General features: G+C 58.1%; 13 protein-coding genes and 5 pseudogenes. 3 read left to right on the top strand and 15 right to left on the bottom strand.

The genetic code is table 11. The features are described 5' to 3' along the window. Window positions 1–19 precede the first annotated feature (19 nt). From phnK to phnF, 6 genes and pseudogenes are all read right to left on the bottom strand, one after another. Window positions 20–782: pseudogene (gene phnK, locus AC6I8M_RS03125) on the bottom strand (phosphonate C-P lyase system protein PhnK). Further along, window positions 772–1,404 carry an alpha-D-ribose 1-methylphosphonate 5-phosphate C-P-lyase PhnJ gene (locus tag AC6I8M_RS03130; RefSeq protein WP_010618381.1) on the bottom strand — a complete coding sequence of 211 codons (633 nt, stop codon included), beginning with the start codon at window positions 1,402–1,404 and terminating at the stop codon, window positions 772–774. Before AC6I8M_RS03130 ends, phnK begins: the two are co-directional and overlap by 11 nt. After that, window positions 1,397–2,422 (bottom strand): annotated as a pseudogene (locus AC6I8M_RS03135) (carbon-phosphorus lyase complex subunit). Before AC6I8M_RS03135 ends, AC6I8M_RS03130 begins: the two are co-directional and overlap by 8 nt. Then, a complete protein-coding gene (gene phnH, locus AC6I8M_RS03140) occupies window positions 2,422–2,997 on the bottom strand; it encodes a phosphonate C-P lyase system protein PhnH (protein WP_010618378.1) in 576 nt (191 codons plus the stop codon). Before phnH ends, AC6I8M_RS03135 begins: the two are co-directional and overlap by 1 nt. Next, the gene (phnG, locus tag AC6I8M_RS03145; protein WP_010618377.1) at window positions 2,994–3,443 is read right to left on the bottom strand and encodes a phosphonate C-P lyase system protein PhnG; all 450 of its coding nucleotides are present in this window, start codon (window positions 3,441–3,443) and stop codon (window positions 2,994–2,996) included. Before phnG ends, phnH begins: the two co-directional genes overlap by 4 nt. Next, window positions 3,440–4,156: pseudogene (gene phnF, locus AC6I8M_RS03150) on the bottom strand (phosphonate metabolism transcriptional regulator PhnF). The gene phnG and the pseudogene phnF overlap by 4 nt, the downstream one beginning before the upstream one ends. A 312-nt stretch (window positions 4,157–4,468) precedes the next feature. On the opposite strand from phnF, the gene AC6I8M_RS03155 reads away from it, so the two are divergent. The 3 genes from AC6I8M_RS03155 (at window position 4,469) to AC6I8M_RS03165 (ending at window position 6,953) form a co-directional block, all read left to right on the top strand. Then, complete coding sequence (locus AC6I8M_RS03155; RefSeq protein WP_022549061.1) at window positions 4,469–5,821, top strand: EAL domain-containing protein; 1,353 nt, start codon at window positions 4,469–4,471, stop codon at window positions 5,819–5,821. Further along, entirely contained in the window at window positions 5,788–6,321 is a 534-nt protein-coding gene (locus tag AC6I8M_RS03160; protein WP_318285140.1) for an EAL domain-containing protein, read from the top strand. Before AC6I8M_RS03155 ends, AC6I8M_RS03160 begins: the two co-directional genes overlap by 34 nt. A 377-nt stretch (window positions 6,322–6,698) precedes the next feature. After that, window positions 6,699–6,953, top strand: a complete 255-nt coding sequence (locus AC6I8M_RS03165; protein WP_498013666.1) for a transposase — start codon at window positions 6,699–6,701, stop codon at window positions 6,951–6,953. Window positions 6,954–7,280: 327 nt separating this feature from the next. Here AC6I8M_RS03165 and AC6I8M_RS03170 read toward each other — a convergent pair whose 3' ends face one another. From AC6I8M_RS03170 to lpxO, 9 genes and pseudogenes are all read right to left on the bottom strand, one after another. Continuing rightward, the gene (locus AC6I8M_RS03170; RefSeq protein WP_058948825.1) at window positions 7,281–9,062 is read right to left on the bottom strand and encodes a thiamine pyrophosphate-requiring protein; all 1,782 of its coding nucleotides are present in this window, start codon (window positions 9,060–9,062) and stop codon (window positions 7,281–7,283) included. A gap of 125 nt (window positions 9,063–9,187) precedes the next feature. Beyond that, the gene (locus tag AC6I8M_RS03175) at window positions 9,188–10,027 is read right to left on the bottom strand and encodes a GNAT family N-acetyltransferase (protein ID WP_022549056.1); all 840 of its coding nucleotides are present in this window, start codon (window positions 10,025–10,027) and stop codon (window positions 9,188–9,190) included. A gap of 93 nt (window positions 10,028–10,120) precedes the next feature. Further along, window positions 10,121–11,080 (bottom strand): annotated as a pseudogene (cbl, locus tag AC6I8M_RS03180) (HTH-type transcriptional regulator Cbl). A gap of 206 nt (window positions 11,081–11,286) precedes the next feature. Then, window positions 11,287–12,405 (bottom strand): IS481 family transposase, encoded by a 1,119-nt coding sequence (locus AC6I8M_RS03185; protein ID WP_058948824.1) that lies wholly within the window; start codon window positions 12,403–12,405, stop codon window positions 11,287–11,289. A gap of 243 nt (window positions 12,406–12,648) precedes the next feature. Next, window positions 12,649–13,566: pseudogene (gene nac / locus AC6I8M_RS03190) on the bottom strand (nitrogen assimilation transcriptional regulator NAC). Window positions 13,567–14,024: 458 nt separating this feature from the next. Continuing rightward, entirely contained in the window at window positions 14,025–15,056 is a 1,032-nt protein-coding gene (locus AC6I8M_RS03195; protein WP_010618372.1) for an ABC transporter permease, read from the bottom strand. 14 nt (window positions 15,057–15,070) lie between these two features. Then, complete coding sequence (locus AC6I8M_RS03200) at window positions 15,071–16,555, bottom strand: sugar ABC transporter ATP-binding protein (RefSeq protein WP_010618371.1); 1,485 nt, start codon at window positions 16,553–16,555, stop codon at window positions 15,071–15,073. Between the two features lie 33 nt (window positions 16,556–16,588). Beyond that, a complete protein-coding gene (locus AC6I8M_RS03205; RefSeq protein ID WP_010618370.1) occupies window positions 16,589–17,512 on the bottom strand; it encodes a sugar ABC transporter substrate-binding protein in 924 nt (307 codons plus the stop codon). Window positions 17,513–18,084: 572 nt separating this feature from the next. After that, complete coding sequence (lpxO, locus tag AC6I8M_RS03210; RefSeq protein WP_010618369.1) at window positions 18,085–18,996, bottom strand: lipid A hydroxylase LpxO; 912 nt, start codon at window positions 18,994–18,996, stop codon at window positions 18,085–18,087. Between the last annotated feature and the right edge of the window lie 172 nt (window positions 18,997–19,168).

Genomic DNA, 19,168 nt, shown 5'->3' on the forward strand with positions numbered 1-19,168 from the left:
TGCGCACCGCCAGCGTGTTCTATGCCAGCACCGATGAAACCAGCAGCTGGGTGTACGGATGGTGCGGATCGTCGAGTACCCGGTCGGTGAGCCCGCTCTCCACCACTTTGCCCTGCTTCATCACCAGCAGGCAGTGCGCCAGCAGACGCGCGACGCCCAGATCGTGGGTCACAATAATCACCGCCAGATTCAGCTCGCGCACCAGCGCGCGCAGCAGATCCAGCAGGCGCGCCTGCACCAAGACATCCAGCCCGCCGGTCGGCTCATCCATAAACACCAGCGTCGGCTGCGTCACCAGGTTGCGCGCAATCTGCAAACGCTGCTGCATGCCGCCGGAAAAGGTGGTGAGCAGATCGTCGATGCGATTGCCCGGGATTTCGACGTCCTGCAGCCAGCGCAGCGCCTCGTTGCGGATGTCGCCGTAATGACGCTGTCCAATCGCCATCAGACGCTCACCAATATTGCCGCCCGCCGTCACCTGCGGACGCAGGCCATCCAGCGGATGCTGATGCACCACGCCCCCACTCGGTGCGCAGCAGCCGGCGGCGCTCGCTCTCGCTGAGCTGATACAGATCGCGGCCGCGGTAAAGAATGTTGCCCTGCTGTGGCGCCAGACGCGCCGACAGGCTGCGCAGCAGCGTGGTTTTCCCCGAGCCGGATTCACCGACAATCCCCAGCACCTCTCCGGGATAGAGCGCAAAACTGACGTCTTCAAAACCTTTGCCCGGCGCGTAGAGGTGCGTCAGGTTATTGACCGCGAGCAGCGGCTGTTCACTGTGCATGCTGTTGTTCCTGCTGCTGGTGGCAAAAATCGGTATCGGAGCAGACAAACATGCGCGTACCGGCATCATCCATCACCACTTCGTCGAGATAGCTGTGGCGCGAACCGCACAGCGCACAGGGGTGTTCCCAGCTCTGCACGCTGAACGGGTGATCGTCGAAATCAAGACTTTCCACTTTGGTGTAGGGCGGCAGCGCATAAATGCGTTTTTCACGTCCGGCACCAAACAGCTGCAGCTCCGGGATCGGCACCTGGAAAATCAGCACCTGATCCTCTTCAAGCGGCGTCTCCGGAATGCGGTGCCGCGTCTGGATCAGCGTGGCGTCTTTGGTGGCTTCGGTGGTTGCCGCCCCGCTGACGCGCTGGAAGAAGCGCCGGATGGAGACCGCGTTGGTGGTGTCATCCGCGCCCTGATCGATCACTTTCAGCACGTCACTGTCGCCAATAATGCTGGCGGTGATCTCAATGCCGCCGGTGCCCCAGCCATACGGCATCGGCATTTCGCGGCCGGCAAACGGCACCTGATAGCCGGGGATCGCTACCGCTTTCAGAATGGCGCGGCGGATGGTGCGTTTGGTCTGCTCATCTAGGTAGCCGTTGTTGTAGCCGGTTAACTCACTCATTATTCTGCTCCTGATGCTGTTGGCGCAGCCGCTGCAGCAGCTCCAGCTCCGCTTGGAAATCCACGTAATGCGGCAGTTTCAGGTGCGAGACAAAGCCGGCGGCTTCGACGTTATCGGCGTGCGACAGCACGAACTCTTCGTCCTGCGCCGGCCCGGCAATGCGCTCCTGATACTCGGGTGCCTGCAGCGCACGGTCCACCAGCGCCATCGCCTTACGCTCTGCGCGTCCGAACACCAGGCCATAGTCGCGGGTAAAGTGCGGGCGCTGTAGCCCTGGGTGGTGAAGCCGTTGACCATTTCGCATTCGGTCAGCAGGATCTCGCCAATTTCAATCTCAAAACCCAGCTCTTCGGGGCAAATCGACACGCTGAGATAGCCGGTGCGGATTTCACCGGCAAACGGATGGTTGCGGCCATAGCCGCGCTGGGTCGAATAGCCAAGTGCCAGCAGAAAACCCTCGTCGCCGCGCACCAGCTGCTGTAAGCGGGCAGCGCGTGACGCCGGATAACCCAGCGGCTGGCGCGTGATGTCACACGGCTCGCTGCCGTCATCCTCTTCACGCGCTGCCAGCCCTTCACGCGTCATCATGCTGAACACATGCGGGCAACGCTGCGCCAGCGCCTGATCGTCACGCGCGGCGGCCGGCGTTTCGCCGTTGGCCAGCAGGGTAAAATCCAGCAGGCGGTGGCTGTAGTCATAGGTCGGGCCCAGCACTTGGCCACCGGGCAGATCTTTGTAAACTGCCGAGATGCGGCGCTCGATGCGCATTTCTGCGGTAGGCGCGCAGCAGGAAAATCGCCTCGACCAAATCGCCACTGGCCTGTTTAATGGCTAAGGCCGCCAGCAGTGTGTCAAAGATGCCGCTTTCGGTCATCACCCGGTCCACCGCCAGCCCCAGCTGTTGCGCCACCTAGTCGCAGCCCAGCTCCGCGACGCTGCGATCGCCACGGCGCAGATCGGCCTGCAGCTGATGGGCGCTGGCAATCGCCTTTTCGCCTCCTTTCACGGCTACGTACATCAGCACACCTCCACGTCGGTGGTGCGTGGCAGCGCCATCATCGCTTCACCGCAGGTGAAAATCAGATCCACCCCCTGCGGGAACGGATGCGGGCGCTCACGCAGATAGGTCAGAATGGCGGCCGGCAGCTGCGGCGCGATGGCGCGCGGCTCACGCAGGCCGGGCCCGGAGAGGCGCAGCGTCAGCCCACCGTTGAGCGACGGCACTTCGACAATCAGCGTGGTGCTCTTCTCGGGGGACAGATTGTCACCGGCGGCGAAGCAGGCGGGATCGGGACTGGCCGCCGCGTGGGTCAGCGCAAACGGGGCGTCGCGCTCATCGACAATCGGTACGCCGGTGTGAAAGCGCAGGTTGCTGCGCACGATATCACTGTCCACGCGGCGATCCAGCCACAGCGCGCTCACCTGATCGACCAGCGTCAGCAGCACCGCCGTTGCTGCCGGGGAGAGATCGCCCCAGCCCTGCGCCAGCGGCAGCGAGACCATCACGCCCGGCTCGCTCATCGCTTTGAGAATGCGGCGGAAGGCGCGCTGGGCGTCGGCAACCGGATGGTTAAAACTTGCCAGTAATGTCATTCGTTATCTCCGCGAACCAGCGTAAAGAAATCCACTTTGGAGCTGGCGATTTCCCGCGCGCGCAGCTGGCGCTGCTCTTCGCGCAGTGCCGCCAGCGGGGCAATAATTTTTTCCTGCAGCAGCGCCAAGGTTTCCGGCTGTTGCAGCAGCGCATCAATCAGCGCGCAGCGTTCGGCATGCGCCTTATCGCGCCCCAGCACATAGCTAAAACCCAGCGTGCCGTCGTTCAGTCTGATCACCGCGCGGGTGACGGTGGCATCGCCCATGACGAAGCGTTTCCCGCTGCCGCCCATGCGCGCCTGCAAACGGGTTAAACCGGTTTCCGCCGGGCGCAGGCGCTCGAAGACGGGTGTAAGCTGTAGCGACTGCCAGTGGCTGGCCAGCGCGCTGGTTTCACTGTGCGCCAGCACCGAAAGCCAGTGCTGACGGGCGGTTTGCTGTTTCATTGGTGCTCCAGGGTGAGTTCAATCATGTCGCCACGCGTCAGGCTGACAGAGTACTCCGCCACCTGACCGTCCGGCTGTGTATTCAGGGTGCGCACGCACAGCAGCGGCGCGTGCAGCGTAATCTCCAGCTGTTTGCACTCTTTGGCCTATGCGCGGCGGGTACGGATGCGGGTCTGACTGCGGCTCAGCTGCAGGCCGAGCTGCTGCTGCATGAAGTCGTGCAGGGAACCGTGCTGGAACGTTTGCAGCGCAGGCCACCAGCGGAGGTCGGCCAGATAGTGGTTGATCACGCACACCGGCACGCCGTTGACGCGGCGCAGGGTGCGTAAGTGAATGACGCTGGCGCCCTCGTCACTGCCCAGCGCGGCGGCCACGTCGCTGCTGGCCGGACGCAGTACCGCCAGCAGCCGTTCGCTGGTGGGATGACTGCCCTGCTCCAGCAGGTTCTGGCTAAAGCGCGCCTGGGCATGCAGCGGGTAGTCGTACGGGCGCATCAGCACCAGGATGCCGACTCCATGGCGCCGCTGCAGCATGCCTTTGTTCACCAGCTCATCTACAGCCCGGCGCAGCGTGTGGCGATTGACGGCGTAGTGATCGGCCAGCTGCTGTTCTGACGGCAGATAATCGCCGCAGCGATAGCGCTCCTGCAGTGCCTGCTCCAGCTGGGCGGCAACCGCCTGATAGACAGTGGTCGGATGTCTGGATATTTCCATCACGCTCAATACCTCATTCGCTTCAGGTTGAGGGGCGCAGCGGAAGAGGCTGCGGAATGGCGACTACAGTGCGGGAGACAGATGACAGTGCCGTGACGGCTCAGTGACGTGCGGATGAATTTGCTTTAAGGCAGCAGGATGGCAGCCAGACGGCGACCGATTCAATAAAATCCACTTAACTGTTATCTTTGTGACTATGCGCAAAAAAATCGCGTGCAGTTTCACGCCCTTAACGCTTCCCTTACCTGATGCAGGCTGCGTAAATTCTGCTAATTTATTCAGTAAGCCCTGCCCGGAGCGCGAAACCTTAAAATGATAAACACCTTCAAACTTTCGCACGGTTTTCGCCGCAATTTTTTGCGGGAAGTGATCCTGCCGCTGGTGGCGATTTTGCTGCTGACTTTTCTCGGTGCCGGTTTCGGCCTGTTCTGGAGCACCTCAGCCACCAACCATGAGGCGCGCGAGCAGCAGCAGCGGATGATCGCCGCCTCGTTCAATCAGAGCCTGAGTGAACATCTGCGCCAGCTGCGCAGCCTGACGCGCTGGTCCCCGCTCGCCGTTCAACTGGCGCAGCCGCAGCCGGACAGCGACTGGCTGAATCAAAACGTCGGTAGCTGGCTGTACGATATGTTTGATCATCAGCTGATTGTGCTGCTTGACCGCACCAATCAGCCGACCGCCGTGTGGCGCAACGGCCAGCCGGTGGCGGATCTGCGCATCGGGCCGTACCTGCGCGATCTGTTGCAGACGCCACTGGTGCAAAGCAGTGATGAGGTACCCGGTCCGGCCGACCGCGCGGATTTTGTGCGCATCGGCCAGCGTGCGGCAGCGCTGGCGGTGGGCGATATCAGCAGCACGCGCGAGGCCGGGCGCTACCGGCTGGTGAGTATTAAGTTTCTTGATGATGGCTATCTGCGCAATTTGTCTGAACGCAGCCAGCTGCGGCAGCTCTTCTTTAGCGATGGCGTACCGCAGAACGAACGCAAAGCGCGCTATCCGCTGACCTCGCGTCAGGGCGATATCATCGGCTACCTCAGCTGGGATCCGGACAAGCCGGGCGCGCAGATGTTGCGTACCCTCGGTCCCTCCACGCTGATTTCGGTGCTGCTGATCACCCTGCTGTGTCTGTTTATGGTGCGGCGCATCTGGACTTCCTCACTCGATTTATCGCAGTCGCTGCTGAAGCTCGAGGCCAATGAGGCGCAGGCGCAGCGCATCATCGCCGCGCTGGGCGAGCCGTATCAGCTGGTGGGCAACGAGCTGTGGGTTAGCGTCAGCATTGGCCTGGCGCTGGCACCCCGTGATGGCATTGACCGGCTGGAGCTGATGCGCAAAGCCGACATTGCGCTGTACGAGGCGAAAAATGGCGGACGCGGTCAGTATCGCCAGTTTAAAAAGGTGATGGACGAATCGCTGCGCACGCGGCAGCAGATAGCGGCGGATCTGCGTCAGGCGCTGGTCAATTACGACGGTCTGGCGGTGTGGTATCAGCCGCTGATGGAGATCAGCGGCCAGCAGATTGTCGGACTGGAAGCGCTGCTGCGCTGGCATCATCCGCAGCGCGGCGATGTTTCGCCTGCGGACTTTATCGCCATCGCCGAAGAGACCGGCATGATTATTCCGCTGGGCGAATGGGTACTGCGCGAGGCCTGCAAAACCCCCTGAAGTTACCGCAGGTGATTGTGGCGGTGAACGTTTCGCCGGTGCAGTTCCGCGCCAGCGGGTTTGTCAAACGCATGATTGAGATTGTACAGTCGGAAGGAGCCGATCCGCAGCGGCTGGAGCTGGAAATCACCGAAGGCGTGTTGATTGAGGATGAACACGAAGCGCGCAACAGCATCATCGCACTGCGCGACGCCGGGTTCCGTATCGCGCTGGATGATTTCGGCACCGGCTATTCGAGCCTGAATTATCTCAGCACGTTTCCGGTCGACAAGATTAAAATCGACCGGTCGTTGACCCAGTCGCTGGGCGTGGCGGAGAACTCCACCGCGATTGTTGAATCCGTGGTGCGCCTGGGCCACGCCATGGGCCTGACCGTCACCGCCGAAGGCGTCAAAACCGAGGGCCAGAAAAACGCGCTGGCCGATGCCGGCTGCAATGAGCTGCAGGGATATTTGTTCAGCCGGGCGGTACCGTTGAGCGAGATTGAGCGGATGGTGTGAGGGTGCAGAAGAGACGCAATAAACTGCGTCACTACGATTTTTGCGGGAATGTATTTACGTGCTGGTCTATGAAGGGCATCGTAGCGGCGTTATTTTTCGCGCTTTTTTGAATCTGGATCGGAGAAATTAAAAAACAATCTGAAAAATTGATTCGGATAGCAGATGCTATATGAAAGGAGGCTATTATGCAATTCAGAAAACAATTACGACTGTTGCATTACGATTACGCTGCAGCGGGAGCTTATTTCATTACCATCGTTACGCGACAACAGTTATGTCTGCCTGGCCGTATCAGGCAGGCGCAACTGATTCCCAGTAAAACAGGGAATGTTGTATACTAGGAATGGCTTAATCTGTCGTTACGTGTTCCAGGATTGATGACAGATGCGTTTGTTGTGATGCCAAATCACATACACGGCATTTTGTGGCTTTGCGGCGAGAACAATAATTTCTTAAGCAGAATCATAGCTGGTTATAAGGCAGGCGTCAGTCGGGTTATCGCAAACAGAGTGTGGCAACACAATTTTTATGAGCGGATTATACGCAATGAAAAAGAGCTGTTTTTCGCACGGCGATATATTGAGCAAAACCCGTTGAGGTGGGAGCTGGATCATTATTATCAACAAGTGTGATGCCGCTTATAAAGCGCAATAAATTGCGCCGCTACGATTCGTGCGGCATTTTATTTCCGCACCACCATCCTGCACATATTGAAGCGGCGCGATTTATCGCGCTAAGTTAAACACTCCACAACTGCCCGAATGCGCAATGAATTGCGCCGCTACGATTCATGCGGCATTTTATTTCTGCACCACCATCCTGCACATATTGTAGCGGCGCGATTTATCGCGCTGAGTTAAACATTGCACAGTTGCCGGAATGCGCAATGAATTGCGCCGCTACGATTCGTGCGGCATTTTATTTCTGCACCACCATCCTGCACACATTGTAGCGGCGCGCTACCCCTTGCTGTGCAGCAACTGGCTGGCGGTGTCGCTAATCACCTGCGCCATGCCGCGGTCGCCCTTCGCCATTGATGACATAAAGGCTTTGGCCTGCTTAAGCGTGATATGCGGCGGCAGCGGAGCCACTTCCTGATCGGTTTTTACCTCCAGCACTACCGGTCGGGTGGCGCTGAGCGCCTGCTGCCACGCCGCCGCCAGATCTTCGGGCCGGTCGACATAGATGCCCTGCAAACCGAGGCTGTCGGCAAAGCGCGCATACTGGACGTCCGGTAGCTGCTGCGAAGCTTCAAAGCGCGGATTGCCTTCCATCACCCGCTGTTCCCAGGTGACCTGATTAAGATCCTGATTATTGAACACGCAGACAATCAGGCACGGATCGGCCCACTGCTGCCAGTATTTCTGAATGGTGATCAGCTCGGCTAGGTTGTTCATCTGCATCGCCCCGTCACTCACCAGCGCCACCACTGGCTGAGTGGGAAAGGCAAATTTCGCGGCGATGGCAAACGGGACGGCGGCGCCCATGCAAGCCAGCCCACCCGACAGCGTGCCGCGCTGGCCCTGCTTCACCCGATAATCGCGCGCAAACCAGTTGGCGCAGGAGCCAGAGTCCGAGGTGACAATCGCATCTTCCGGCAGCTGCGGGGACATCTCCCACACCACGCGCTGCGGATTGACCGGGTTGGCGGGCGCCATGGCGCGCTGTTCCATCAACGCCCACCAGTCGCGCACCTGCACAGCGATCTCCTCCTGCCAGTGGCGATCCGCTTTATGGGTCAGTAACGGCAGCAGCGCGCGCAGGGTTTCTGCCGCGTCGCCGTGCAGGTTGACCTCGCACGGATAGCGCAGCCCCAGCATCGCCGGATCGATATCGATTTGTACCGCGCGCACTTTACCTTCCGGCGGCAGAAATTCGGTCCACGGAAAACCGCTGCCAATCATCAGTAAAGTGTCGCAATTCTGCATCAGCTCCCACGACGGTTTGGTGCCGAGCAGGCCGATCGAACCGGTGACAAAAGGCGCATCGTCCTGCAGCACGTCCTTGCCCAGCAGCGCTTTGGCCACGCCCGCGCCGAGCACATTGGCGATTTGCACCACTTCGACCACAGCACCCCGCGCACCGGCGCCAATCAGTACCGCAACTTTTTTGCCGGCGTTAAGTACCTCAGCGGCACGGCGCAAATCCTCGTCGTAGGGCACAATCTTAGGCCGCTGATAGCCCGGCCCGGAATGGGTAAATCCGTGCGCATGCTGCGGTGGCTGCCAGTTCTCATCCTTCAGATCTTTCGGCAGGATGATCACCGCGACGCCGTTCTGCGCTTTGGCAATGCGCACGCCGCGATAGACCAGATGCTGGACCTGCGCCGGCACTGCCGCTTCCTGCACGAAGTTCGCCACATCGGCGAAGATGCGGTCTAAATTCATCTCCTGCTGGTAGCTGGCGCCGCGTGCGGTGGTTTCCGCCTGGCCGGCAATCGCCAGCACCGGCGCGTGATTCATCTTGGCATCGTACAGGCCGGTAAGCAGATGGGTGGCGCCAGGTCCGCCGGTCGACAGACAGACGCCGAGCTCACCGGTAAATTTGGCGTGACTGGCAGCCATAAAGGCCGCCATCTCTTCATGTCGCACCTGAATAAATTCGATGCCTGCACCGGCTTCATTGGCACGCTGGATAGCGCCCAGCACACCGTTGATGCCATCGCCCGGATAGGCATAAATGCGCGTGACGCCCCATGCCTGCAGGCGTTCAACAAAGAAATCGCTGGTTTTCTTGCTCATGACGGGCTCTCCCTTAGACGTTTGCAATAAACGTTAAGGGTAGTCGACGAAATGGAATGTGACAGATAACGTCTGTTCGGCGACGTTCGCCGCGTCTGGCTTAGAAATCGCCGCGTTACGCTTAGTTAACCCAGCGCAGGCGAGACCAGCGCGAAGGTCTGCGGCCCGTTCGGTGCCGCCCGCCACGGTGTGCCGTGTACCATCGCGAAAGAGGCATCGACCTGCGCCAGCCCAAGGTTCAGCAGCCACGCGCCGAGCTGTGCATCGGGCGTGTCCAGCCGGACAAACTGCTGCGTCAGATCCTGCATCAGCTGCGACACCAGCGCCTGCGCCGCCACAACATCGTCAGCAATCACCGGACCGATGGTCCAGCCGTGTCCAAAGCGGCGGCGACTGGCAACCCCCTGCAGCGTGCCCTGTGCGTCCTGCAGCACCACGCTTTGCGCCAGCAGTTGCTGGTGCAGACGCGTTCGCCGCAGCCCGGTTGCCCGATAATCCAGTGCATCGACCGCGGCTACATCCGCTTCAGCGGCCGGCCGCAGCGTCAGGCCATCCGGTACGATTACCGCAGGCTGCTGCGCCAGCGCGCGCGTCTGGTGCTGCGCCACGCGATCGCAGGCCTGGAAGCCGAGCTTCTCGTACAGCACCTGCCCCATATCGGTGGCATGCAACCGTACGTTGCAGCCGGAGAATTTTTCCAGCATTGCCTGCATCACCTGGCGGCCAATACCGCGTCCGCGCGCCTGTTCGCTCACAATCACCAGACCAATAGTGGCGGCATCCGGCCCCCAGCGCCAGCCGATCGCCCCGCCAAGATAGTCGCCCTGCTCCTCAACCACCACGCCTTCACCCAGGGCGATGAGCTGCTGCCAGTCTTCACGGCGGTGCACCCAGCCCAGTTGCTGAGTCAGGCGATAACCCGCTTCGGCGTCCGCGAGGGTCATGGCGCGCAATATCGAATTCATTCTGTTCTCCCTGAGAGGCGTTCTGCCCGCCAGCTTGCCACGTCCGTTTGGGGAAGCAAATAAAAAAGGCCCGCACCGGGCCAGAGAGGAAACTCAGATTTGGAAATCGATGGCGGGTTCGTCGTCGGGTTCGTAAAAGAGCGCCTGCCGCTTGATCTCTTCCAGTGACAGGTTGGCGTTACACAGTTCAAGGAACTGCCAGACGTAGTTGCGCTGGAGCTGGCAGCGCTTCAGTCCGAGCCACACGGTGTTGGCATCAAACAGATGGTGAGCATCGATCTTCACCATGTCTTCGCCATCGTAAATATCGCACGCCTGATCGGCGAGGATACCGACGCCCAGCCCGAGTTCGACATAGGTTTTCACGACGTCAGAATCCTGCGCACTGAGCACGATATCCGGGCGGAGGCCAGCAGCCTGGAAAGCACGGTCCACGCGCGAGCGACCGGTAATCCCCTGACGATAGGTGATCAGCGGATGGCGGCTGAGGCTGGCGAGCGTGACCGACTGATTCGCCAGCAGCTCGTGATCGTGCAGCACCAGCAGCGAGTGGTGCCAGCTGAACCACGGGAATGCAGCCAGGCTGGTGTTATTCACCAGCTGCTCCGAGGCAATGCCGACATCAGCCTCACCGGCCAGCAGCATGGCGACGATCTCCTGCGGTGAACCCTGATTGAGTTCCAGCCGCACGTTGGGATAAAGCTGGCGAAACGCTTTGATGACGCGCGGCAGGCTATAGCGCGCCTAGGTGTGTGTGGTGGCAATGGTCAGCACGCCGCTGGTTTCATTGGTAAATACATCCGCTAGGCGGCGCACTTTGCCGGCCTCATCGAGGATGCGTTCAGCAATGGTCAGCAGTGTTTTGCCCGGTTCGGTCATGCCTAACAGCCGCTTGCCACGACGAATGAAGATTTCCACGCCCAGTTCATCTTCCAGATCGCGAATATGCCGGCTCACCCCGGATTGCGAGGTAAACAACGTATTGGCGACTTCTGTCAGGTTGAATTCGCAACGGGCCGCTTCGCGTATAATTTTAAGTTGCTGGAAATTCACACCCTTTTCTCCTGTTTCCTGCCCCTGTTTCGTCCATGTTATGAAGTTGGTGTGATTGCAACAAATAATAAAAAACGGTGTGTTATGCGGAATAGTAATAAGCGTGGGGTTGGGGATGAGTGCGCTTTGCTGCTCTCACCCCGGCCTTCTCCCTGTACGGTCCGGGGACATGACAGACAGGTATTCGGGGACATGGTGAACACTTTTTAACATCCTTTACCCATGGTGATCGACTTTTTCTTCAGGTCGATCACCCCCACTTTTGTGCTGTACCACCACACCTCGTAATAACCGTCTTCCCCCGTCTCCTTCAGCCCGACACGCTCTCCCCTGAACGCCTTGCCCGCCTTCAGGCTGAGGCCTTTTACGCTCAGCTTCCCGCTGATATCCACCTCCCTGACCATCACGCCCTCGTCGTATTCCGGTGGCGCTACGCGCCCGCTGTACTGCCGCGATGAGGGCTGATAGCGCGACGCCGGCACCGCCATCTCCAGCGCCTCATGCGGGCGCTCGAGGTTGTAGACCGTCCGCCAGTGGTCGAAGGCGCGCTGCAGCTCACCGCTGTCCGCGAACCACTTCCCCTGCAGCACTTCCGCCTTCAGGCTGCGGTGAAAACGCTCCAGCTTGCCCTGCGTCTGCGGATGATACGGCCGCGAGTGCCCCACCCGGATGCCGTGGCGCATCAGCCACAGCTCCACCGCCGTCCAGGTGCCGGTGGTGTCGCTCCACGGTGAGCCGTTGTCCATCGCCATCCGGTCCGGCAGGCCGTAGCGCTCAAAGACGCTGACCAGCTGCTCCTGTACCGTCTCACGCCGTTCGTCAGCGCAGTGCACCAAGCACAGCGAGAACCGGGAGTGGTCGTCCAGCAGGGTGAGCGGGTGGCAGCGGCCGCCGCCAAAGGGAAAGTGGCCCTTAAAATCCATCTGCCAGAGCCGGTTCGGGGCCGCATGCTCAAACCGGCCGGTGGCCGGGACGCCCGGCGCTGCGCCCGGCAGCAGGCCGTGGCGGGCCATCAGGTTGTGGACGGTGCTGAAGGCCGGCATGCCGTGCCCGCGGTCTTCGAGCCAGCGCTTAATCTTGCGGGCCCCCCAGTGCTGATGAAGCTCGTGCGCCATACGCAGCAGGTCAGTGATGTTGTCAGATGAGCGGTTGGGTGAGTGACGGGGCGCGCGGGAGCGGTCCTTAAGGCCGGACGGTCCTTCCTCCTCCCAGCGGCGAAGCCACTTGTAGGCGGTGGCGGGAGATATGCCGTAGCGGCGGCACAGCTCGTGGATGTTCGCCCCGTCTTGCGAGGCGAACAGAACAAACTCAGTACGTAATGACATGGTATCTCTCGCATCCTAGGGCATAAGCGACTCTATAAACGGGTTCTTATGCCTTAGTTTTAGGTGTCTACCATGTCCCCGAACAAGTGTTCACGATGTCCCAAGACTGTACACCCTCTCCCATGGGGAGAGGGTGTGGATCGAGCGATATTGAGATGGCGTGCCGGGATTGATGGCCGCGCCAGACGGTTCCCTCTCCCGCGGGCGGGAGAGGGTTAGGGTGAGGGCAAAACCCTCGACCTATCACCCCACTAACATCAACTCGCGCTCTTCCACCATCGGCTTATTCAGCAGCGACAGCAGGATGTTTTTTACCGCCTGCGCCGATGGCGACAGCGGCAGGCGCGCTGAGACGTTCAGCGACAGCGGCAGATTAAGCGATGGACTGTTAATGCGTGCCATCCACGCATGCGTTGAACTTACCAGCGCGCGTGCCGCCGATTCCGGCAGTACGGTGACGCCCATGCCGCTCGACACCGCCGCGGTTAAGGTTGAGATCGACTCAATTTCACCGATGATTTTCGCGCTCAGACGACGCAGCGAGAACGCTTCGTCCACGCGTTTGCGCACTGCGCTGTAGTCACGCGGCAGAAACAGGTTCATCTGCGCCACGTCAGCCAGATCCACCGTAGCACCCGGACAAGCCGTCGCCCCTACCAGATACAGCTCCTCTTTCATCAGCGGAATGCTGTTAATACCGGCAGTCGGCGCGCGATCGTACAGCACGGCCATATCCAGCTGGCCATTCATCACTTTCTCATTGAGTGAAGTGCCGCTGTTCTCGTGCAGATAAACCAGCACATCAGGATATTGCTCGCGCACCGTTTGCAGCAGCGGCATGGTGAGCGAAGAGGCCGCCGTGCCCGGCGCGAGGCCAATCGATACCTGACCATTAAGCGCCTAGCCAGCGTTGATCACCGCCGTTTGCGCCTGTTCGCACTGGCGCAGGATGGTGCGTGCATGGGCATAAAGAATTTTACTGGCTTCGGTTGGCGTTACGCCGCGCTTGGTGCGGATCAGCAACTGCTGGTCGAGTTCGTTCTCCAGCGTCGCCACCTGTTGGCTGAGTGCAGGTTGTGCGATATGCAAGACTTCTGCTGCCTGCGTCAGGCTGCCGATATCGACGATTTTTACAAAGTATTTCAGTCGTCTTAAGTTCATATTGCCTCCGTCACGGATCCCCGAATGCCCAAATGATGAGTTCTTAGCCTGCTGGCTTGTGACAAATAAATTGCAATATGCAGGCCAGGTTTGATCTTTACCCGCCGAGCACTGACCAGAATTTTCCTAACGAACGGGAAAATAAGCGTTTCTGATTACCCCGAATGGGTTAATAAGCACCGCACATGACTCATAATGTTTATCCACTGGCGATGACGCACCCTGATGGTGCAGCATTTGCGAGGCAGATGTGCAAAAAAGTGATGACTGCGCGTGCTGTCGTGGTGCAAAACGGGCAGAAAATGCACGGATTGCGGGGGGCAGAAAGGAGAATAAAGAGAAATTGCGCGGTGGCTATCAATGGGAAAACTTATTGTGCCAGACGATGCCGGCAGCCCGGCAGCGTGCTATTACCGCCTTTACCCTGCTTCTCTCCCGGGAGAGAGGAGCAGAACGGGTTAGCGTTTTTTGCGGTTGCGGTGCATATCGATTGAAACCGCCGCGACGATGATCATCCCTTTAATGATGTCCTGCACGTAGGCATCGACGCCAACAAAGGTGAAGCCACTTTTAATCAAGCCGAGGATCACCGCGCCGATCAGCGTGCCGGTAATCCGCCCGACGCCGCCCATCAGGCTGCTGCCACCGATAACCGCGGCGGCGATGGCGTCGAGTTCATACGCCATCCCCATGCTCGACTGGCCGCTGCTGACGCGCGCCGCCAGCACCACGCCCGCCAGACCCGAGAGCGCCCCAGCGATGGTATACACGATGATCAGGTATTTATTAACGTTGATGCCCGACACTTTGGCGGAGGTCATGTTGCCGCCAATCGCATAGACAAATTTGCCGTAGCGGGTGTGTTTGAGTGCGATGTGGAACAGGAAGGCGACCACCAGAAAGATAATCACCGGCATCGCGCCCTGACCGATGGAGGTGAAACCGTCCGACAGGAAGCTGATGGGGTTGCCCTGGGTATAATATTGTGCCAGACCGCGAGCCGACACCATCATACCGAGCGTGGCGATAAACGGCGGAATGCCGGTTTTGGTGATGAGCACGCCGTTGACCACGCCGCACAGCAGGCCGACGCCGATGCCCGCGACGATCGGGATGGCTGCGGGCAGATTGACCAGCGACGGATACATCGGCGACAGGCTGTCAGACGTCTGCGCCAGGCTGGCGGCGACCACGGCCGTCAGGGCGATAACCGAACCGGACGACAGGTCGATACCGGTAGTAATAATGACTTGGGTGACGCCGACGGCGATGATACCGATGATCGCCACCTGCAGCACAATGAGCACTAAACGGTTGGTGTTGAGCAGAAATGACTGGTCACGCACGTACCAGCCGGCCATTTCAAAAATCAGCGCAATGCCTAACATCACGACAAAGATGCCGGTGTCTTTCGGCAGTTTATGGCGCAGATTGCCGAAGAAAGAACTCTGTTCGGTGGCCTGCGGGGCCGTTACTTTTACGTTACTCATAGGGGTTTCGTGCCTTACTCGGATGCCAACGACAAAATGGTTTCCTGGTCGGCCTCTTCTTTATCGAGGATGCCGGTTATACGTCCGCCGTGCATCACCATCACCCGGTCGCTCATGCCGAGAATCTCCGGCAGCTCAGAGGACACCATGATGATGGCCACGCCACGGTTAGCCACTTCACTGATCAGGCGGTAGATTTCGGCTTTGGCGCCAACATCAATGCCGCGGGTTGGTTGATCGAGGATCAGAATCTTCGGTTGCGCCAGCAGCCAGCGCGCAATCAGCACCTTCTGCTGGTTACCGCCGCTGAGGTTGTTGATGATCTGATCCATGGTCGGCGTTTTAATATTGAGTTTGCGGATCTGCTCCATGCAGTCCTGTGCCATCTTCATGTGGCTAACGAAACCGCTTTTGCCGATGTAGTCGGGCATGTTGACGATGCTCATGTTCTCCAGCACCGACAACACCAGAAACAGCCCGGACTTTTTGCGGTCTTCGGTGAGAAACGCCATGCCCTTCTCAATCGCCGTCGATGGCGAATCGATTTTCACCGGCACACCATCAATCAGCACTTCACCGCTGTCAAAGCTCTCCATGCCGAACAGGCTTTCCATCACCTCGCTGCGTCCGGCACCCACCAGCCCGGCCACGCCGAGGATTTCGCCTTTGCGCACGCTGAAGCTGACATCGGTAAAGCGGTCTTTGCAGGTCAGATTGCGCACCGTCAGCACTTCTTCGCCGATGGCGCTATTGAATTTAGGGAACAGCTGCGTCAGTTCGCGTCCCACCATCTGGGTGATCAGCGACTGATGGGTGAAGGCGGTGGTGCTGTTGCTGCCGACCCAGGTGCCGTCGCGGAAGATACTGATCTCATCGGTGATGGCGAAAATTTCATCCATTTTATGGCTGATATAGATGATGGCTTTGCCCTGGGCACGCAGGTCGCGGATGATGGTGAACAGATGCGCCACTTCGGTTTCCGTCAGCGCCGAGGTCGGTTCATCCATAATCACGATGTCGGAGTTCCACGACACCGCTTTGGCAATTTCCACCATCTGCTGGGACGCAATGCTGAGCTCGCCGACCAGCCGATCGGCTTTCAGCCGGATATTAAGCTTGTTAAGCAGTTCCTGCGTCTGCTGATTGAGCTTGCGGTGATCGACAAAGCCGTATTTCATCGGTTCACGACCGAGCCAGATATTCTCCGCCACGGTCATGTAAGGCACCAGATTCAGCTCCTGGTGAATCATGGAAATGCCGGAACGCAGCGCGTCCATGGTGTCCTGAAACTGCACTGGCTCCCCTTTAATGCGGATGGTGCCCTTATCGGGACGATACATCCCGATAAGGCATTTCATTAAAGTGGATTTGCCCGCGCCATTTTCACCCATCAGGGCATGTACCGACCCCGGCTTAATACGCAGTGAGACATTGTCGAGTGCCTTCACTCCGGAGAAGAACTTGCTGATGCCTTCGGCTTCAAGCGCAAAAGCGGTCATACATCACCTCCGTACGGCTAAGTCGGTTACGGTTTATTTCTGATTCTGACTGGCGAATTTTTCGTAGTTATCTTTGGTGATCAGCTGGAACGGGATATCGACCACTTTCTGCACTTTCTCGCCGTTAATCAGCTTGACCGCCGTTTGTACCGCGCCTTTACCCTGACCTTTCGCATCCTGGAAGACCGTGGCGACCATTTTGTCGTTCTTGATCATCTGCAGTGCATCCGGTGTACCGTCCACACCCGCGACCAGAATGTGATTCGGGTTTTTACCCAGCGCCTGCAGCGCACCGATCGCCATTTCATCGTTGTTAGAGGCAATGGCCTGAATGTCATCGCCTGCTGTCAGCCAGTTACTCACCACGTCCACCGCATCATTACGGGTGAATTTGGCGGTCTGTTTCTGTACCACTTTAATGCCCGGATATTTGGCGACCACCGCTTCCACGCCTTTGGTGCGTTCACGGGTTGATTCGTTAGCCAGGTCACCCAGCAGAATAGCCACGTTGCCTTTGCCGTTCATCTTTTTCGCCAGCACTTCCATCTGCAGACGGCCTGCCAGCTCAGAATCCGAACCGACAAACGCCATTTTGTCTTTCAACTCACCCGATGGTTTGCGGTTGACGAACACCAGCGGCACGCCGGCCTTAGCGGCGGCATCCACCAGCGGTTTTACCGCGTTGGTATCGACCGGGTTCACGATGATGGCGTCAACACCCTGACCAATGAAGTTCTGCACCTGCTGCAGTTGCTGGGCCACGTCGCCTTTGGCGTCTTCAACCTGGCCTTTGATATTGTCTTTTTGCATCTCTTTCTGCATGGCTGTGCGCAGGATGGTGAGGAAGTTGTCATCAAACAGCGCCATAGAAACGCCCAGCTGGATATCTTTTGCCATCACAGCGGCAGGTAACATGCAAGCTAACAGGGAAGTCACTAACGCTTTTTTGAATTTCATAGGTAACCCTTCTTATTTGTTAACGTGCTCAGGTTGGCTGAGTCCGCGAATGAAAAATATCTTTTACATTCACTCAACGTCGCTGGCGTTTTTTTTCTGTTCGTAGAGGTAAAACTTCTGGTCTGACGCTATCGGTACCGTGATGCTCCTTTTTTCAACATCTTCCTTATCAATACGTTACTTTCGAAAGAAGCGTTGAGCGGACAAAACTCGTTTCGGGCGTTATGATAATCAGTTCATTTGCTTCATCCTTTCTTCTTTTGAAATTTTCATCACAAAAGCACTGAAATGATTGTTTTAAAATCGGCAAATAACAAAACTTTGACACGCATCTAACATCTCAAAGGAAATGCGTTTAAAGTGAGATCTTGCTGGCAGTTTGAAATCTGCCCATTCAAGGCAGAAAAGCAGCAATCCGCTGCTTTTACGCGCACTTAAACCAGAAGTGTGCGATCGGGCTTTGACAACGGGGATCGGCATCGCTAATATTCGCCTCGTTCCAATGATTCCTCTGTAGTTCAGTCGGTAGAACGGCGGACTGTTAAACCGCCGTTTTAAGCGGCACGAAAGGATCAGAAGAAGACGCTGGGGACGATGATCAGCGCGAAAATCGCCACAATCAGTCCATGTTTGACCCAGTAATACAGCCGGCGATTGCGTTTCTTCAGACTCTGACCGGCATCGCGCAGCGCATAAACGTATTTGAAGATGCGGTTGAGGAAGCCGGTACGATCGTTCTCGTCGTTGGGCGACGCAGCTGCTGACATCAGGGTCGAGCCCACCCAGTGGTTGACCGCCTGCGCCCAGCGCCATTTCATTGGCCGCTCGATATCGCAAAACAGAATGATACGCGTCTGCTCGCTTTCATTCTGCGCCCAGTGCACGTAAGTTTCGTCGAAGATCACCGCCTGACCGTCGCGCCAGCTGTGGCGCTGACGATCCACTTCAATAAAGCAGCGATCGTCGTTCGGCGTTTGCAGCCCGAGGTGATAGCGCACCGAACCGGCATAAGGATCGCGGTGTTTACCCAGATGGCTGCCCGGCGGCAGTTCAGCAAACATGGCCGCTTTAACGCCGGGAATGTTGCTCACCAGTTCGGTGGTTACCGGGCAGAGTTCGCGCGCTGACGGGTGTGCATCGCTATACCATTTTAAATAGAAGCGCTTCCAGGCACGCTTGAAGAAGGTATTAAATCCGGCATCGTTATGCGTCTGCGCCGCTTTAATGTGATCCTGCAGGCGAATGGCTTCATCGCGAATCACCTGCCAGTTATCGGTCAGCTGACGCAGCTCAGGAAAATCCTCAACCGGAAAATAGGGCTGTTTAGCCGGCAGTCGCGACAGCCCGGTCATAAACATATTGATCGGCGCCATAAAAGTGGAGTGATCAAATAACTGACGGGAAAATTTTTGCTTTTCCACGCCGCGTGAGTGGGCGTAAAACACACTAATAATAAATACACCAATAATGATCGCAGCGACCATACAACTGGTTCCTTATGTTGCACGTAAAGCCGCTCTGGCCACGGTTAAGCGTCAGAGAGACAGGATTGGGAGAACTGGAATTTTATGTAAGGATTTTGTAAAGTTTTGGCAACGCGTGCCGTTTATGAAAGAAAAAATACGTCGCGCGTTAACCCTGCGAGTGCGGACACAA

This window comes from Type-A symbiont of Plautia stali, from assembly GCF_059731155.1.

What these genes read in the sequence shown, in the direction of transcription:
- AC6I8M_RS03165 (WP_498013666.1), top strand. Translation starts at nt 6,699, where the DNA reads ATGACAGATGCGTTTGTTGTGATGCCAAATCACATACACGGCATTTTG.
- AC6I8M_RS03175 (WP_022549056.1), bottom strand. Translation starts at nt 10,027, where the DNA reads ATGAATTCGATATTGCGCGCCATGACCCTCGCGGACGCCGAAGCGGGT.
- AC6I8M_RS03170 (WP_058948825.1), bottom strand. Translation starts at nt 9,062, where the DNA reads ATGAGCAAGAAAACCAGCGATTTCTTTGTTGAACGCCTGCAGGCATGG.
- phnH (WP_010618378.1), bottom strand. Translation starts at nt 2,997, where the DNA reads ATGACATTACTGGCAAGTTTTAACCATCCGGTTGCCGACGCCCAGCGC.
- lpxO (WP_010618369.1), bottom strand. Translation starts at nt 18,996, where the DNA reads ATGGTCGCTGCGATCATTATTGGTGTATTTATTATTAGTGTGTTTTAC.
- AC6I8M_RS03205 (WP_010618370.1), bottom strand. Translation starts at nt 17,512, where the DNA reads ATGAAATTCAAAAAAGCGTTAGTGACTTCCCTGTTAGCTTGCATGTTA.
- AC6I8M_RS03185 (WP_058948824.1), bottom strand. Translation starts at nt 12,405, where the DNA reads ATGTCATTACGTACTGAGTTTGTTCTGTTCGCCTCGCAAGACGGGGCG.
- AC6I8M_RS03195 (WP_010618372.1), bottom strand. Translation starts at nt 15,056, where the DNA reads ATGAGTAACGTAAAAGTAACGGCCCCGCAGGCCACCGAACAGAGTTCT.
- AC6I8M_RS03130 (WP_010618381.1), bottom strand. Translation starts at nt 1,404, where the DNA reads ATGAGTGAGTTAACCGGCTACAACAACGGCTACCTAGATGAGCAGACC.
- AC6I8M_RS03160 (WP_318285140.1), top strand. Translation starts at nt 5,788, where the DNA reads ATGGGTACTGCGCGAGGCCTGCAAAACCCCCTGAAGTTACCGCAGGTG.
- phnG (WP_010618377.1), bottom strand. Translation starts at nt 3,443, where the DNA reads ATGAAACAGCAAACCGCCCGTCAGCACTGGCTTTCGGTGCTGGCGCAC.
- AC6I8M_RS03200 (WP_010618371.1), bottom strand. Translation starts at nt 16,555, where the DNA reads ATGACCGCTTTTGCGCTTGAAGCCGAAGGCATCAGCAAGTTCTTCTCC.
- AC6I8M_RS03155 (WP_022549061.1), top strand. Translation starts at nt 4,469, where the DNA reads ATGATAAACACCTTCAAACTTTCGCACGGTTTTCGCCGCAATTTTTTG.